Origin of the sequence: Pseudoduganella sp. RAF19 (assembly GCF_052114165.1) — a bacterium.
In the GTDB taxonomy this organism is placed as follows: Bacteria; Pseudomonadota; Gammaproteobacteria; order Burkholderiales; family Burkholderiaceae_D; genus Rugamonas.
Window position 1 is genome coordinate 419,363 of the sequence record NZ_JBFREF010000002.1, and the last position, 14,326, is coordinate 433,688.

Consider the following 14,326-nt stretch of genomic DNA (forward strand, 5'->3'; position numbering starts at 1 on the left):
TATATTCTACTTTTTCGACATATACTCGCCGCACGCGTTTCATTTGTTTCACTAGTTAAATTCCTGGCGAGGAATAAAAATTCCGAAAATAAATCAATTAATAAATTAATTTGCAGGAGAGACATAAACTATGCGGAAAACGACACGCACCACGATCGCCACAATGATCATGCTGGCTTGCGCAAGCTACGCGAACGCAGCCGACAAGAGGGTCGACAACCTGACCTTCTTCAGTGGTACGAAAGCCGTCTCGGCGGAACAGGTCTTGCACGACAATGCAGAGCGCTTCGGCCTGCCTGCCGATCTCAAGAACCTGGTATTGACCCGCGTCACCGAATCGCTGACCGGCAAGCACTACTACTATCAACAAATGCTGCGCGGCCTGCCGGTGGACCGTGCTGAGATCGTGGTTTCGATCGGCAAGGATGGCAGCCTGCAGAAAATCTTCAACGAAACGCTCAGCATCTCCGGCAAGGACGATGCGGATGCCGTGAACCAGCTCTACAACAAGCAGCAGATCAGCGATGATCAGGCGCTGGACAAGGGCTGGAACAATATGAAGGTCCAGCACAAGCTGGTGAGCGTGCCGACCACCACTCTGGTCTGGGTACGCGCGAAGGATGGTGTGCAGCTCGCGAGGAAGGTGCGGATCGAAGCTGAAATGCCGACCGGCGGCTTCGTGCAGTTCCTGAACGCCCACGACGGCACGCTGATTGATTCCTATAGCACCTCGCTGCCGCGCACCAACAAGAGCGGCGAGCGCAGCATCTCGGCGCGCGGCAAGCTGGACGGCGCAACCCTTGACCGCGCCTCAGCCACCGCGGATGCGAAGATCCGCGGCAAGTCCGATGCCGGCGCACCGAAAGCTGCAGCCAACCAAGCCGCCGCTGTGCAGGCTGCCGCTTCCGGCATCAACGGCAGCGGCTATGTGTTCGATCCTGATCCACGTACCGTGCTGAATACCGATGCGCTGACCGACACCTCGGCTGCTTCGGCCTTCGATGCTGCCTACTCGACCAAGTCCCTGAACGATCTGACCGTGACCAGCGGCGTGTATAAGCTGAGCGGCCCGTACGTCAACATCAAGGATATCGAGGCCCCGAACACCGCACCAAGCACCACCACCAACGGCGTGTGGACGGCCAAACGCGGCAACGATGCCTTCGACGACACCAACGTCTACTTCCACCTGGATCAGAACCAGCGCTACATCCAGTCGCTGGGCTTTACCGGCACCAAGTCCATCATTAACCGCCCGCTGGATGTCGACACCAACGGCGTCAACGGCGACGACAACTCGCACTACAGCGGCGGCTCGCCAGGCTCCGACTACCTGGCCTTCGGCCATGGCTGCGTGAACGACAGCGAAGATGCGGACGTGATCCTGCACGAGTACGGCCATGGCATCCAGGCCAACATCGACTCCAGCTGGAGCGGCGGCGATACCGGCGCGATGGGCGAGGGCTTCGGCGACTACTGGGCGGCGTCCTATTCCTACAGCACCCCGAACGGCAAGACTTACCATCCTGAGTGGGCCTTCAGCTGGGACGGTCACGGCTCCTGCTGGGCAGGCCGCATGCTGAACCGCTCGGACGCCAAGTACAACGCTTCGAAGACCTACGCCGCCCACACCTCGGTGACCGAAAACGGCGTGACCTTCCAGTCCGACGAACTGTGGTCGGCACCGCTGTACCTGGCCATGGTGGACCTGATCGCCGCCGGCAAGCCACGCGCCAACATCGACAAGATCATCCTGGAAGCCCACTTTGGCCTCGGCGCCAACGTGAAGATGCCGGCCATGGCGACCGCTATCGTGAATGCCGCCAAAAACCTCTTCCCTGGCGACCTGAGCTATGCGAACACTTACCAGGCCAAGTTCGAGGCGCAGAAGATCCTGACCGCGACCGGTCCAACGATGAGCGAGACGGAAAGCAATAACACCATAGCTACCGCCAACCTGATCTCGACGGCCAACACCACCGTGAACGCCACCATGAGCGCAAGCACGGACGTCGACTACTTCAAGGTCACTCTGCCGGCCGGCAAGACCCTGACGGTGGCCATGACTCCGAACTCCAGCTCGGACTATGACCTGGAACTGTACAACTCGGCGGGCACCAAGCTGAGCTCCAGCGTCAATGGCAAGGGCGCTGTGGACACGGTCAGCAAGGCCAACACTGGCTCCAGCTCCATGGATCTGTATGCCAAAGTGATCTATTACAGTGGTGGCACCGGCGCCACCAGTGGCAAATATACCCTGAACGCTTCCTGGTAATTTGCATTAAAACCGCCCCGGGATTAGACTCGGGGCGGTTTTATATTATTTCGATTTGGAATTAGATTATTATTGGATATAAATTTGTAAGTTAATAATTGCTATTAACTGGAGGGTAAATGTCCCAGTGCGTATGTTCGGGAGCATTAATGCAATGCAGCTTCGGCGCCGCGCCGGGCGCTCTGAACGTGCTGCCCGCCAACCGCACCATGACCGGTGGCCCGCCAGCCGCGACCATCATGGACAACATACCTATAGTCAACGTTCCACCATTTGGTATGTGCAGCAGTCCGTCCAATCCTGCCGTCATCACCGCCACCGCCGCCGCGTTAGGCGTGCTGACGCCGATGCTTTGCGTGCCGGTTCCGGCCGGCCCCTGGGTGCCAGGTTCGCCAACAGTGCTGATCGGCAGCATGCCTGCCTTGAACGCTACCTCAAAGCTGATGTGCGCCTGGGCTGGCGTAATCCAGATCAATTTCGCCGGACAGGCGACCGTCATGGTGCCCTAGGGCAGCTGCGTGCGCAGCCAGGCCAGTCCCTGATCGTCATCGCCGCGCGTATGCCAGATCGCTTGCACCTGGCGGCTGCGTGATTCGTAAGGCAGTGGCATAGTGCACAAGCCTTCGCGCGCCGCAAACAGTTCGCACAGCAGCGACGGCAAAATGGCCAGCATATCGCTTGAGCGCAGCAGGGATGGCACCGCGAGCGAATGCGGCAGCAGCATGCGCAGCCGCAGGCCGTCCGGCAGTGCCGCGCGATCGAACATATCCGACTCGCGGGCCAGGCCGCGTTCGGACAGGAAGCCATCCACCGCGCCTTCTTCCGGTCCGCCGAGCGAGACTGCCATCAATCCGTATTGCGCCATATCGGCCGCGCTCACGCCGCTCTGCGCGAGCGGATGATCGGGGCGCATGGCCAGCATATCGGTCTGTGTCCACAGCGGCATGACACTGAAGCGCGGCGGCACGTCGGCAAACACGCCAATCGCCATATCGATCCTGCCCAGGTCAAGCTGGCCAGCCAGGTCAATCCGCGTCGATGGCCGAATCACCAGATTGACTTGCGGCGCCAGTGCTTGCAGGCGTGCGCTGAGGCGATCCAGCAGCAGCAAGGTGATGTAATCATTTGCCGCCACCACAAAATCGCGCAGCGCGGTGGCGGGTGCGAACGGTTCTTCGCCGAGCGCATTGCCGATCTGCTGAAGCGCATTGCGCAAGGGCGTGGCCATCGCCTGCGCCCGCGCTGTGGGCTGCATGCCGTTGGCGGTGCGGACGAACAACTCGTCGCCCAGCGCTTCACGCAAGCGGCCCAGTGCATGGCTGATCGCCGACTGGCTCAGGTTCAGCCGCTTCGCCGCCCGCAGCAGATTGCGTTCTTCAAATACGACGTTAAACACCCGCAGCAGGTTCAGATCGATGCGATCGAAGTTCATATTGGATTAACGCGTTGGCGAAGTGGCCATAATACCGCGCAGACTGCCGTCAGTACGGCGACCGAAAACACCAGGCCCGCGCTGTCGTACAAATATTGGTCATTGTGGGCCGCGCCGGGGTAGGCGAGCATGCTTAGAGTGATACAGTAGCCCAGGCCTTGTCCGAGCGTCTGCGCACGGCCCGTCATCCATGCACCGATTGCCAGTGCTGGGGCCAGCAGCAGGCTTGGCGGCAATGGCAGCCAGAGGTAGCAGGCCTTCAGAAGCAGGGCCATCGCCACCGCGCCGACTGTGCCCGACGACATCTGCAGCGCCGCCCGCACGGGATGCGCGGCCAGCGCCACCAGCGCACAATCGACGGTGGCGTTCAGCGTCGCCATCGCACCACCGCGCCACGAGGTGGCCAGCCAGAGCGTGCCCATGGCCAGCATCGCGATAGCGGGATGCAGGCCAGCCAAGGACGCCTGCACCGTACGCGCGCCCGCCGGCAGCATCATCGCGGGCGCCGGGGCAGGTGGCGCGGGTGGCGAATGTAGTGGCGCGGGCATCACTGCGCGGCGACCGAGCGCCAAGGCGGCGATGGCCGCGCAAGCCACGCCCAAGCCCACTTCGGCGAGGCGGCTGAGTGCATCGACGCGTACGTGATGCAACTCCATGGTGGCTGGAATGCCAATCAGCAGCGGTGTGTACCCGGTCAGCACAATGCTGTAAGCGCGCAAATCCCGGTTGAAGGCCGCGGCGGCCGTGAATAGCGTGACCCAGACGCCCAGCGCCATCAAAAGGCGCTCAGGCGTCTGCGCAAACAGCGGCGCCAGCAGCCAGGCGGCGGCCACGCCGGTCACTGTGCCGATCATCCGGTACAAGCTCTTGGCGAGCACCTGCCGCGTCAGTGGCTGCATGAGGATAAACACGCTGACCATCGTAATCTGCGGCATTGGCAGCTTAAGCCAGATGGCAATGGACATGGCGACCAGCGCAGTCGCAACGGTAGTGAAGACATGGCGTAGCACGGCGAATTCCTTGTGACGCAAAGCCGAAGCATGCCATCAGCAGGCGCTGCGCAGAAGCGATCATTATTCAAGATGATCTTGCATAGAATTCATACGTGAGCCGGAGGCRCTGTGCGATCATAACGCCATGTTCTGGCGATACTTCCCCATTGCGCACGCTGTCGTCTTCGGGCTGCTGGCAGTCACACTGCGCTCATATCTTGCCGGCCGCATGAAGCTTACTTTCCTGCACGGCCAAGGCCCACGTGATTTCGTGGCGCGCTGCTTCTACCTTGGAATTCCGCTGGTGGATATAATTTACCTGGTTTTCTACACGGCGACAGGCAATCCCGGCCCACTGCTGCTGGATAACGAAAGTCTGCGCTGGCTTGGCCTGCTGATGATGGTGCTCGGTCCGGCGTGGGTCGTCTATGCGCAAGCGTCGATGGGCCGCAGCTGGGCCATGGGTGTCGTCGACGACGGCGAGTTAATGACTGGTGGACCGTTCGCCATTTCGCGCCACCCGATCTACCTGGGCGTGCGCATCATCATGCTCGGCCAGTTGCTGGTAATCGGCAGCTGGCCGGTATTCGTGGTGTGGGTGCTGTGCGAAGTGCTGGCGCAGATCCAGGTACGCTTCGAGGAAGAAGCCATGCACGCACGCTACGGCCAGCGCTACGCCGAATACTGCGCCCGCGTGCGGCGCTGGCTGTAACTAGGCCGTGGGGCGAATATCGAAGCGCTCAGTTGGCGCTTCATCCGAATCGCTGACAGTCACCTTGCTGACGCGCGCTGCGGAAGGTCCACGCTGCGCCCAGCTGACCATGCGCTCGATCGCTTCATCCGGTCCGTGCACGCAGGCTTCCACTGTGCCGTCGGCCCGGTTGCGCACCCAGCCGCGCAAGCCCAGCGCTTCCGCCTGATCCGAAAAAGCGTAGCGATAGCCGACGCCCTGTACCAGTCCTTCTACGAGAGTTCGCTTTGCCATGGTCGACCTCCGTCGCGGCCATGCTACCATCGTTTGCTTCGGGATACACGGAACGGACGATGGACAAGGCGAGGGCGGTGGAACTCTTTGCGACCGTGGCGCGCGCCGGTGGCTTCAGCGCGGCCGCAGCGGACGTGGGCATGAGCGTGCAAGCGCTCAGCAAGGCTGTCAAGCAGCTGGAAGAACACCTCGGCGTGCGTCTGTTCCACCGTACCACGCGCACCTTGAAGCTGACCGACGAAGGCGCCCGGCTGCTGGAGGTGGCCGGTCCAGCGTTGCAAATGCTGGATGAGATCCTCGATGAAGTCCGCACCAGCAGCGACGGCCGCGAGGGCGTGATCCGCATAACGGCACCCGTATCCCTGGGCGGCAAAGTGCTGATGCCCTTGATTCGCAGCTTCCGTCTCGAACACCCCAACATCGCCTTCGACCTGGTGCTGGAAGATCTGGACACCGACATCGTGCAAGCCAAGATCGACGTCGGATTCCGCATTGGCCGCGAGCCTTCGCGCAATGTGGTGTCACGCCGTCTGGCGCCGCTATCGCTGGTGATTGCCGCCACGCCGGACTATCTGAAGCGCCATGGAGAGCCAAAGAATCTGTGCGAACTGCTGCAGCATCCCTGCACGGGATTCCGTATGCCCAGCACGGGCAGGCTGGTGCCGTGGGAACTGAACATTAATGGGGAGATGGTATTTCAGGACGTGCCCTCGGTCTGCACCGTCAACAGCGCATTGCCGGAAGTGGAAGCGGTGAAGGCGGGCATCGGCATCGGGCAGCTAAGCGTCTACCTGATCCGCGAGGAGCTTGAGAAAGGGGAGCTGGTGGAGATTTTGCCGCAATTCGCGACGGCGATATCGGCCATTCACATGTACTACCCGCACCGGACCCAGATGCCGGCGCGGGTGCGTCTTTTCGTCAACTACGTGATGAAGAGCGCAGCAAGCCTGCTGCCTGTGCGCCCCTGAGCGGATCACTGATACAGATCGCCGCCAGTCACGATATTGCTGCGGTTTGCGGCACGCGCATCAGCGCGCACCGCATCACGCGTAACTTTGGTTTGGGTCTGGGCTGGCAGTTGATTCTGATAGCCTTCGCCATCATTTGGTACGCCGGAGCGCAGCATTTCGATGGCTTGTTGGCGGACTTGCTCGCGGGTGACGGTCGATTGGTCTGCGGCTTGAGCGGCGCCTACGGCGGACAGGGCAAACAAGGTAGCGGCGATGAAGGATGCGGTTTTCATGATGTATTCTCCTGATAGCGATTGGCAGTGGCTGCCTGATGTCTCTAGTGTAGGTGGAGCAATATTCACGAAAAAGAGGGTGTCGTGACGAATAACTTTCCACCAAAAGTTGATAATCTCGTCTGGCGCCGGGTAGCCGGTTCCGGTCTGACCCTGGGATTGATGACGCCTGCGCCCATGCCGCAGCGCGTTCCGGCTGAGCTGCGGGAGCAGCAATTGATCGCGCAGACGGCCGAAATCGCCGGATTTACCGCCTTGTGGTGCCGCGATGTGCCGCTGATGATTCCGCAGGAAGGCAATGTCAGCGCCCTGGATGATCCCTTCCTCTGGCTGGCCATGCTGGCCGCCGCCACGAATTCCATCGCGGTCGGCACGGCGGCGGCGGTGCTGCCGCTGCGAGACCCGCTGCATCTTGCCAAATCGGCACTGTCGCTGAATCGTCTGAGCGGCGGCCGTTTCATCCTGGGGCTGGGCTCCGGCGACCGCCCGGATGAATTCGCCGCCTTTGGCCGCGAGGTGCAGCAATCCGCAGAAATCTACCGTCAGAAGTGGGAGCTGGTGCGGCAAGCGATGGACCCGGCCCAGCGCGCGGCGGTGCGTGACCGCACGGGCGGTTTCGACATCCACGCAGCGCAGGAAGCGGCGGTGCCGATGATCGTGGTCGGAACGTCCCGTCAATCGCTGCAATGGATTGCGGCCAATGCGGACGGCTGGGCGTCCTATCACCGTGAAGAAGAACGCCAGCAAGGCCGCATCGGCCTGTGGCAGCAGGCGCTGGCCCAGCGCAGTGAAGGTGCCAAGCCGTTCATCCAGTCGCTGAACCTGGACCTCGAAGAAGACCCGGACGCGCCGCCGGTTCCGATCACGCTGGGCATGCGCACCGGCCGCAATGCGCTAAAGGCTTACCTGCAGCGCTTACAGGAACTGGGCGTGGCGCATGTCATCATCAACCTGGCTCCTGGCGGACGTCCACCAGTAGAGGTGATCCGGGAGCTGGGTCTGTACGTGATTGACGAAACTGTTCAGGGTCCACACCATGCGCATCCTTGAACAGCTTCCAGAAATGGCTGCGGCTGCGGTAGCCCAGACGCGCTGTGATGATTTTGATCGGCATGTCCGTCTCGGCCAGCAGCTTCTCGGCGCGCTTCATGCGGAATTCGCGCAGCATTGACAGCGGCGAGCAGCTGTAGGTTTGCGTGAAGAGGCGGTGAAAAACGGTGCGGCTCATGCCCGCCGCTTGCGCCAGCCCATCCAGCGTGTACTCGCGGGCCGGGTCCTTCTCCAGCAGCTTGACGATCTTGGCCAGGCGCTCCTGCTGGCTGCTGATGCCGGGAGAGGGGACCTCTGCCGCATCAGGCCAGGCATGGCGTACCAGCGTGGTGACCAGGCGCCGCGCCACGCAATTCACGATCGCGGCCGACCCAGCGCCGCCGTGCGCCGACTCGCGCAGCAGTTCGGGAATTGCGCCGGTAAACAATTCGCTCCCTGCCGCATCGAGCCTGTGCGGCAGCAGCAGGACGTCGAACAGGCTGCGGCCGTCAAGCAGCTTTGCCGCGAGCAGGCCATGTGCCAGCACCAGACCAGGTCCCGGACGAGGGGCAGCGTAGCCGGGCAAGAGCAGCAGCTCGCCCGCCTTGGCAGAGATGGGACCCAATGCGGTGCCCAGCGTGCCACAGCCCTCCAGCACCGCGATGAAGTGAGCCATCTCCGGCGCCGCGCCTGGCAGTTCGTTCCCCGCCAGCGCTATACGCTGGAAGGCGAGGGCCGTGATATCGACCTGTCCCAGTGCCTGGTCTAGTGTTAATGCCATTAATTCTCCAGATGCTTCAACACGTCATCCGTGGTCCAGACGGCGTTTGCGATGAAGCGGAAATTTACGAGCGCGCTGCCATAGCCATCGCCCTCCGGCGCTTTCGGACCCGCGATCGCATCGCGCACCACCACGACTTCGAAACCGCGCTCCAGGAACTCGCGCAAATGCGATTCCACGCATAGATTGGATGCCATGCCGGTGAGGATGATCTTGTCGATGCCTTGCTTGCGCAACTGGAGCATCAGGTCATTGCTCTGTGGGCCATACAGCTTATGGGTGGCCGCGACAATCGTCTTGCCGTCCTCGATGTAAGGCTTGAACTCAGGCATCCAGTCGGCGCCGGAGCCATTGAAGCCCTCCAGATTCAGGTTGCCTTTGCGGTCGAACATGCGCAGCTTGTGCTGCACGCTTTCCGCCGGCGCCTGGAACTTCCAATTGTGGTCATGCGGATAGTAGTAGTGCGGCGAAATCGCGACCGTCATGCCGGCGCGTTTGGTGGCGGCGAACAGCTGCAGCAAGTGCGGCACCAGCTTTTGCTCGGTAACGCTCTCGCCGACCAGGGCCCAGGCCGCGCCTTTGGCGCTCATGAAATCGATCTGGGGATCGATCACCACCATTGCAGTACGGCTGGCATCCCATTTGAAGGTTGATGCAGGCAGACCTGGATTGGCAGGATCAGCATACTGGCTGGCTGCGTTAGTGGCCGAAGCCAGCAGCAGGGCGCTTGCGAGGACGAGAGGTTTCAAGTTTTTCATGCGAAGACTCCGTTAAATGTGGAGTCTTCAAGATACCGGCGGTCGCGCACGGAATGGTACGCAGAAGGTTCTGATTCGTTCCGTGCGCGCTCTGCCTTATTACATACCTGGAGGTGGCACTTCCGGGATCTGGTTGCGCAGGCTCAGGTTCAGGCTGTTCCAACCGCGGATCACGGAGATGGCATAACCCATCTGGGCGATTTCCTCATCGTTGAAATGTTCTTTCAGCTCGCGGAAGGCAGCGTCGATATCGTCCTTCTGCGGCAGGGCGTTGACGGCTTCGGCCCAGCCCAGCGCAGCGCGTTCGCGGTCGTCGAAGAAAGGCGACTCGCGCCAGCCGGCGATGGAATTGAGATGGCGCGGATCGGCGCCCTGCTTGATCAGATCGCGCCAGTGCATGTCGATGCACACGCCGCAGCCATTGATCTGGGACACGCGCAGGTTAATCAGCTCGATCAGGCGGTGGCCCAGTACGCCGCTTTTGACGGACATGGACAGGGCGATCATGTTCTTCATCTGGTTTTGTGCCAGGGTGAAGAAGGGGATACGGGCAGTATGAGTCATGATGTATTTCTCCGGTCTAGGTGGAAAGCGCCACAATGCGCCTTCCATACCCATTAGACGAACGCCGGAACCGGTTTGTGACAGACTGCCCGAAATTTTTTACGGCTTGCGGAAACGCAGGATGAACTGGTCGGTTTTGCCGCGGATCGACGGATCGAATACCTTCAGGCTGTGGTTATCGCCGGCATTGCGCAGAACCGAAGACTCGCCATCCAGCTTGAAGCCGGCCGCTTCGACTTCCTTCTTGACCAGGGCTTCATCGATGCGATGCAGGTCGCTCATGCCTTTGTCGTCCAGACCGGGCGCGCTGGCGTGGTCCAGCACCACGAAGACGCCGCCTGGTTTCAGAGCATCGAAGGCAGCTTTGTTCAGCTTGGCCGTGGCGGCGGCGCCGCCCCAGATGTGGATGTCGTGATAGTTCTGGGAGGTCCAGACCACATCCGCTTTCAAGGGCACGTTGAAGGACGCATCGCCAATGGATTCATGCACATTGCTGCGGCCCTCTTCACCGGACACCGGCGGCGGCAGCGGCTTGCCGTTGCGGCGATCGATCCAGATCTGCGGCGCCACGGCCCATACCTGGCCGGTCGGACCGACTGCGTTGGAGAAGATGCGGGTGAAATATCCGCCGCCCGGGAAATAATCGATAACAACCTGGCCAGGCTTCACGCCGGCGAAAGCCAGCATCTCTGCCGGTTTGCGATTCGCATCGCGGGCGACATCTTCAGCGGAACGGCCAGTAGTGGGGACATCGGCTGCCTGGCAAACAGCAGCGGCAAGCAGCAGCGTGGCTGCAGCGAACAATTTCATGATTTGCTCTCCTCCAGTTGAAAATAAAAAAAGGGGAAGAACTCGTCTTCCCCTTTTTGCTTACGCTGCCTGGGCAGCGGTATTCAATACTGAGCGATGCCGTGCGTAGCCGAAGTAGACGACCAGGCCGATGGCCAGCCAGACCAGGAAGGCAATCCAGGTGGTGGCAGCCAGGTAGGTCATCAGCAGTACGCAGAAGATCACTGCCAGCGCCGGCACATATGGCACGCCAGGGCAGCGGAAGGCGCGGTGCAGGTCAGGGCGCTTCTTGCGCATGATGACCACGGCGATCGACACCAGGCAGAATGCAGCCAGCGTGCCCATGTTCACCAGTTCCGCCAGCACATTCAGCGGCACCAGCGCAGCGATGGCGCCGAAGATCAGGCCAACCAGCCAGGTAGCGAAGAACGGGGTGCCGTATTTCGGATGCACGGTCGACAGTTTCTTCGGCAGCAGGCCGTCACGCGACATGGCGAAGATAATGCGGGTCTGGCCAAATGCCATCACCAGGATCACGGTGGTCATGCCGAGAATCGCGCCCAGCGAGACGAAGCCGGCAAACCAGTTTTCACCGGCATATTGCAGCGCCAGCGATACCGGGTGGTCGATGCCCAGGAATTCTTTGTAAGGAACGATGCCGGTCATGATGGCTGCCACGATCACGTACAGAATCGTGCAGACGGTCAGTGAACCGATAATGCCGATCGGCAGATCGCGCTCCGGACGCTTTACTTCTTCAGCAGCCGAAGTCACGGCGTCGAAGCCGATAAAGGCGAAGAACACCAGCGCCGCAGCGCTCAGAATACCGGTGTGGCCATACGGTGCGAATGGATGCCAGTTCACTGGATGCACGTGGCGTGCACCCACAACGATGAACAGCAGCACCACGCCGATCTTGATCGCCACCATGATGTTGTTCATGCGGGCCGATTCGCGCACACCCCAGCCCAGCAGGGCGGTCAGCACGACCATGATCAGGAAGGCCGGCAGGTTGAACAGCGTGTTCACGCCCGGGATGGCGCCTGGCGCCGCCGTCAATGCGGTCGGCAGATGGATGCCGATGGCGTCGATCAAAGACTGGAAGTAGCCGGACCAGGCAACCGACACAGCGGAAGTGGCCAGGCCATATTCCAGCATCAGGTCCCAACCGATCATCCACGCCACCAGCTCGCCCAGAGTGGCGTAGCTGTAGGTATAAATGGAACCGGCCACCGGGACGGTGGAAGCGAATTCGGCATAGCACAGCGCCGCAAAAGCGCAGGCGATTGCGGCGACGACGAAGGAAATAGTCAGAGCAGGACCAGCAGTCAGCGCGCCAGTACCGGTCAGGACGAAGATACCTGTACCGACGATGGCGCCAATGCCCATCAGGACGAGGTCAAACGGGCCCAGCACCTTGCGCAGGCCACCTGGAGCACGGGCAGTTGCCACCATGTCGTCCAGGTTTTTGGTTCTGAAAATACTCACTGTTCCTTCTCCAATATTCTCTTTTCTACGGATATTCGCCCTGTCTCCGCAAGGCGCTGCCGCATACTAGCACAGCCGTCTGGATTTATTGGAAAAGAATATTCAATGTTGTTCAGACGCTAAACTGGCTAAAACACGCCGGCATAACGGGCCCCCGCCATGCCGATTACAGTCACTGCCATCAAAATAGCGGATCGTGCCTGCATCTTGTGGGCATGTGCCGGTTTCAGTGCCCCCACGATCTGCAGTCCCAGTGCCAGCAAGGCTGCCACCGCGCCAATTCCGAGTGAACGCTCTACCGCCGACACCGGACCTACGTGGAAGGTATGCCACAGATAGCCGCCGGTCAATATCGCCATGGCGGCGGCACCCAGCTGTGGTTTCTTCAGTTTCGCATGCAGCGCCGCATTTTCTCCGGCACGCGCCATGGTGAACGCCGTGCCTGCCCAGAATACGCCTGCCATCACGTGCAGGCAAATGATGAAGAATGGAAGTGTGCTCATGGCTATAATCGGGGTGGTTTGTGGAACTTTGAATATACATGTTGTATACCCAAATGGCAACGAGTCGGCAACGAGATGGCAATGAGATGGCAATGAGATGAGCACACGGGCGTATGAAAGTCCGGCGCGGCAGGCCGCGGCCGAGGAAAAGCGCGCGCGGGTGGTGGCAGCGGCGACAGTTCTATTAAGAGATCGCGACAATAATCGGGTGGTGTCCCTGGAAGCGGTGGCAAAAGCCGCAGGGGTGACGCGGCTGACTGTATACAACCAGTTCGGCTCGCGCAGCGGCTTGCTGGAAGCTGTGCTGGACCAGGTCGCGCGCGAAGCGGGGATGGAGCGGGTGGCCGAGGCGATGTGCCATCAGGACCCGAACGCCTCACTGGAGCTATTGATTGACCTGGTGTGCCGCGCCTGGGGCCATGATGATTCGATGCGCAGTCTGCATGCAGCCGCCGAGATGGACCAGGAATTGGCTGCCGCCATAGGCAAGCGCACGGAGCGCCGCCGCGGCGCGCTGAATGTGCTGGTGAAGCGCATCTCGGCGGGCCGCTGGTCCGATGAGCACCAGCTGGATATGGTGGACATGCTGTACGCTGCCACCAGCTTCCCGGTGTTCGAAAGCCTGCGGCAGCGTGGGCGCAGCGTGGAGGAAGTCGCGAAACTCTTCAAACACGCCTGCGCGGGGATTATTCGCTCTTCATGAGCTGGTTCAGGGCGCCGTAGGTCAGGGACTGTTCGTCGTCGATCTCGCCGGTCTGCAGGAATCGTTTCATATAGAAGGCCGCCCGGCCGAACATTGCCTCGGCCGGTGCCGAACCGGCGCTCAGGCGGCGCACGCCCATGGCGGCCAGGCGCTCCGGCGGCGGCAGCGTGGCGAGCGCCAGAAGATTGACCGGCATGCTTGCACCTTCAACGATGGCGGCGATGTCCGCATGTTCGGCTGCGCCTGCAGCAAACAGGCCGCTGGCGCCGGCCTGCTTGTACAGTGCCGCGCGGCGCAGCATCTCGGCAGCGCGTTCCAGCGGCGGCGCCAGGCCGCGCAGGAAGACGTCGCAGCGCGCATTGATATAGAGCTTCACGCCTGCCTTGTCGGCCGCGGCGCGGATCGCCGAGATTTTGCTGACCAGGAGTTCGGGCGCCTTGCTGCCGTCTTCTATATTGATGCCCACCACGCCGGTGGCCATCAGCTCCTCCACGAACTTCACAACCTGGGCGGGATCGTCCGAATAGCCATCTTCAATGTCCACCGTCAGCGGCAATTTGCTGGCGCGCGCGATGTCGCGCACAGTGGCCAGCAGCAGTTCGGTCGGCAACTGATAGCCATCCGAATAGCCATGCGCCCAGGCGACAGCGCCGCTGCTGGTGGCCAGCGCGCGCGAGCCGGCCGCATCGGCGATACGGGCGGAACCGCCATCCCAGCAATTGGCGAGCATCAGGATGCCTTCTTCATGCATGGCGTGGAAGGCGAGATCGGTACGGGATTGCAT

General features: G+C 61.2%; 17 protein-coding genes. 6 read left to right on the plus strand and 11 right to left on the minus strand.

The genetic code is table 11. The annotated features are described in order from the left end of the window. Window positions 1-130: 130 nt before the first annotated feature. A complete protein-coding gene (locus AB4Z19_RS06510; protein ID WP_442034727.1) occupies window positions 131-2,275 on the plus strand; it encodes a pre-peptidase C-terminal domain-containing protein in 2,145 nt (714 codons plus the stop codon). A gap of 119 nt (window positions 2,276-2,394) precedes the next feature. After that, a complete protein-coding gene (locus tag AB4Z19_RS06515; protein WP_442027304.1) occupies window positions 2,395-2,784 on the plus strand; it encodes a DUF4280 domain-containing protein in 390 nt (129 codons plus the stop codon). On the opposite strand, the gene AB4Z19_RS06520 is transcribed toward AB4Z19_RS06515, so the two are convergent. Both AB4Z19_RS06520 and AB4Z19_RS06525 read right to left on the minus strand, forming a co-directional pair. Further along, window positions 2,781-3,707, minus strand: a complete 927-nt coding sequence (locus AB4Z19_RS06520; RefSeq protein ID WP_442027306.1) for a LysR family transcriptional regulator — start codon at window positions 3,705-3,707, stop codon at window positions 2,781-2,783. The two genes, AB4Z19_RS06515 and AB4Z19_RS06520, sit on opposite strands and share 4 nt — an antisense overlap. Beyond that, complete coding sequence (locus AB4Z19_RS06525) at window positions 3,704-4,717, minus strand: FUSC family protein (protein ID WP_442027308.1); 1,014 nt, start codon at window positions 4,715-4,717, stop codon at window positions 3,704-3,706. Before AB4Z19_RS06525 ends, AB4Z19_RS06520 begins: the two co-directional genes overlap by 4 nt. A gap of 127 nt (window positions 4,718-4,844) precedes the next feature. Between AB4Z19_RS06525 and AB4Z19_RS06530 the strand changes: the two genes are divergently transcribed. After that, complete coding sequence (locus AB4Z19_RS06530) at window positions 4,845-5,411, plus strand: methyltransferase family protein (protein WP_442027310.1); 567 nt, start codon at window positions 4,845-4,847, stop codon at window positions 5,409-5,411. Here AB4Z19_RS06530 and AB4Z19_RS06535 read toward each other — a convergent pair whose 3' ends face one another. Further along, window positions 5,412-5,684, minus strand: coding sequence for an acylphosphatase (locus AB4Z19_RS06535; RefSeq protein WP_442027312.1), 273 nt, complete (start codon window positions 5,682-5,684; stop codon window positions 5,412-5,414). It abuts the gene before it with no gap. 59 nt (window positions 5,685-5,743) lie between these two features. Between AB4Z19_RS06535 and AB4Z19_RS06540 the strand changes: the two genes are divergently transcribed. Continuing rightward, window positions 5,744-6,652 carry a LysR family transcriptional regulator gene (locus tag AB4Z19_RS06540; RefSeq protein ID WP_442034729.1) on the plus strand — a complete coding sequence of 303 codons (909 nt, stop codon included), beginning with the start codon at window positions 5,744-5,746 and terminating at the stop codon, window positions 6,650-6,652. Between the two features lie 5 nt (window positions 6,653-6,657). Here the strand turns inward: AB4Z19_RS06540 and AB4Z19_RS06545 are convergent, their stop codons facing one another. Then, a complete protein-coding gene (locus AB4Z19_RS06545; protein ID WP_442029992.1) occupies window positions 6,658-6,927 on the minus strand; it encodes a DUF4148 domain-containing protein in 270 nt (89 codons plus the stop codon). Window positions 6,928-7,104: 177 nt separating this feature from the next. On the opposite strand from AB4Z19_RS06545, the gene AB4Z19_RS06550 reads away from it, so the two are divergent. Beyond that, window positions 7,105-7,977, plus strand: coding sequence for a TIGR03571 family LLM class oxidoreductase (locus AB4Z19_RS06550; protein WP_442034931.1), 873 nt, complete (start codon window positions 7,105-7,107; stop codon window positions 7,975-7,977). Here AB4Z19_RS06550 and AB4Z19_RS06555 read toward each other — a convergent pair. The 6 genes from AB4Z19_RS06555 to AB4Z19_RS06580 form a co-directional block, all read right to left on the minus strand. Next, complete coding sequence (locus AB4Z19_RS06555; RefSeq protein ID WP_442027909.1) at window positions 7,874-8,737, minus strand: helix-turn-helix transcriptional regulator; 864 nt, start codon at window positions 8,735-8,737, stop codon at window positions 7,874-7,876. The two genes, AB4Z19_RS06550 and AB4Z19_RS06555, sit on opposite strands and share 104 nt — an antisense overlap. Next, on the minus strand, window positions 8,737-9,495 hold the full coding sequence (locus AB4Z19_RS06560; protein ID WP_442027907.1) for a cysteine hydrolase family protein: 759 nt from the start codon (window positions 9,493-9,495) through the stop codon (window positions 8,737-8,739). Before AB4Z19_RS06560 ends, AB4Z19_RS06555 begins: the two co-directional genes overlap by 1 nt. 99 nt (window positions 9,496-9,594) lie before the next feature. Continuing rightward, window positions 9,595-10,059: a carboxymuconolactone decarboxylase family protein gene (locus AB4Z19_RS06565; protein ID WP_442027906.1), complete on the minus strand. Its 465-nt coding sequence runs from the start codon at window positions 10,057-10,059 to the stop codon at window positions 9,595-9,597. Window positions 10,060-10,158: 99 nt separating this feature from the next. After that, window positions 10,159-10,869, minus strand: coding sequence for a class I SAM-dependent methyltransferase (locus tag AB4Z19_RS06570; RefSeq protein WP_442027905.1), 711 nt, complete (start codon window positions 10,867-10,869; stop codon window positions 10,159-10,161). Between the two features lie 60 nt (window positions 10,870-10,929). Next, window positions 10,930-12,336: an amino acid permease gene (locus AB4Z19_RS06575; protein ID WP_442027903.1), complete on the minus strand. Its 1,407-nt coding sequence runs from the start codon at window positions 12,334-12,336 to the stop codon at window positions 10,930-10,932. A gap of 128 nt (window positions 12,337-12,464) precedes the next feature. Further along, window positions 12,465-12,839: a hypothetical protein gene (locus AB4Z19_RS06580; RefSeq protein ID WP_442034731.1), complete on the minus strand. Its 375-nt coding sequence runs from the start codon at window positions 12,837-12,839 to the stop codon at window positions 12,465-12,467. A 97-nt stretch (window positions 12,840-12,936) separates the two neighbouring features. On the opposite strand from AB4Z19_RS06580, the gene AB4Z19_RS06585 reads away from it, so the two are divergent. After that, the gene (locus AB4Z19_RS06585) at window positions 12,937-13,542 is read left to right on the plus strand and encodes a TetR/AcrR family transcriptional regulator (RefSeq protein WP_442025747.1); all 606 of its coding nucleotides are present in this window, start codon (window positions 12,937-12,939) and stop codon (window positions 13,540-13,542) included. Here the strand turns inward: AB4Z19_RS06585 and AB4Z19_RS06590 are convergent. Next, window positions 13,526-14,326 carry an isocitrate lyase/PEP mutase family protein gene (locus AB4Z19_RS06590; RefSeq protein ID WP_442025748.1) on the minus strand — a complete coding sequence of 267 codons (801 nt, stop codon included), beginning with the start codon at window positions 14,324-14,326 and terminating at the stop codon, window positions 13,526-13,528. The genes AB4Z19_RS06585 and AB4Z19_RS06590 overlap by 17 nt on opposite strands.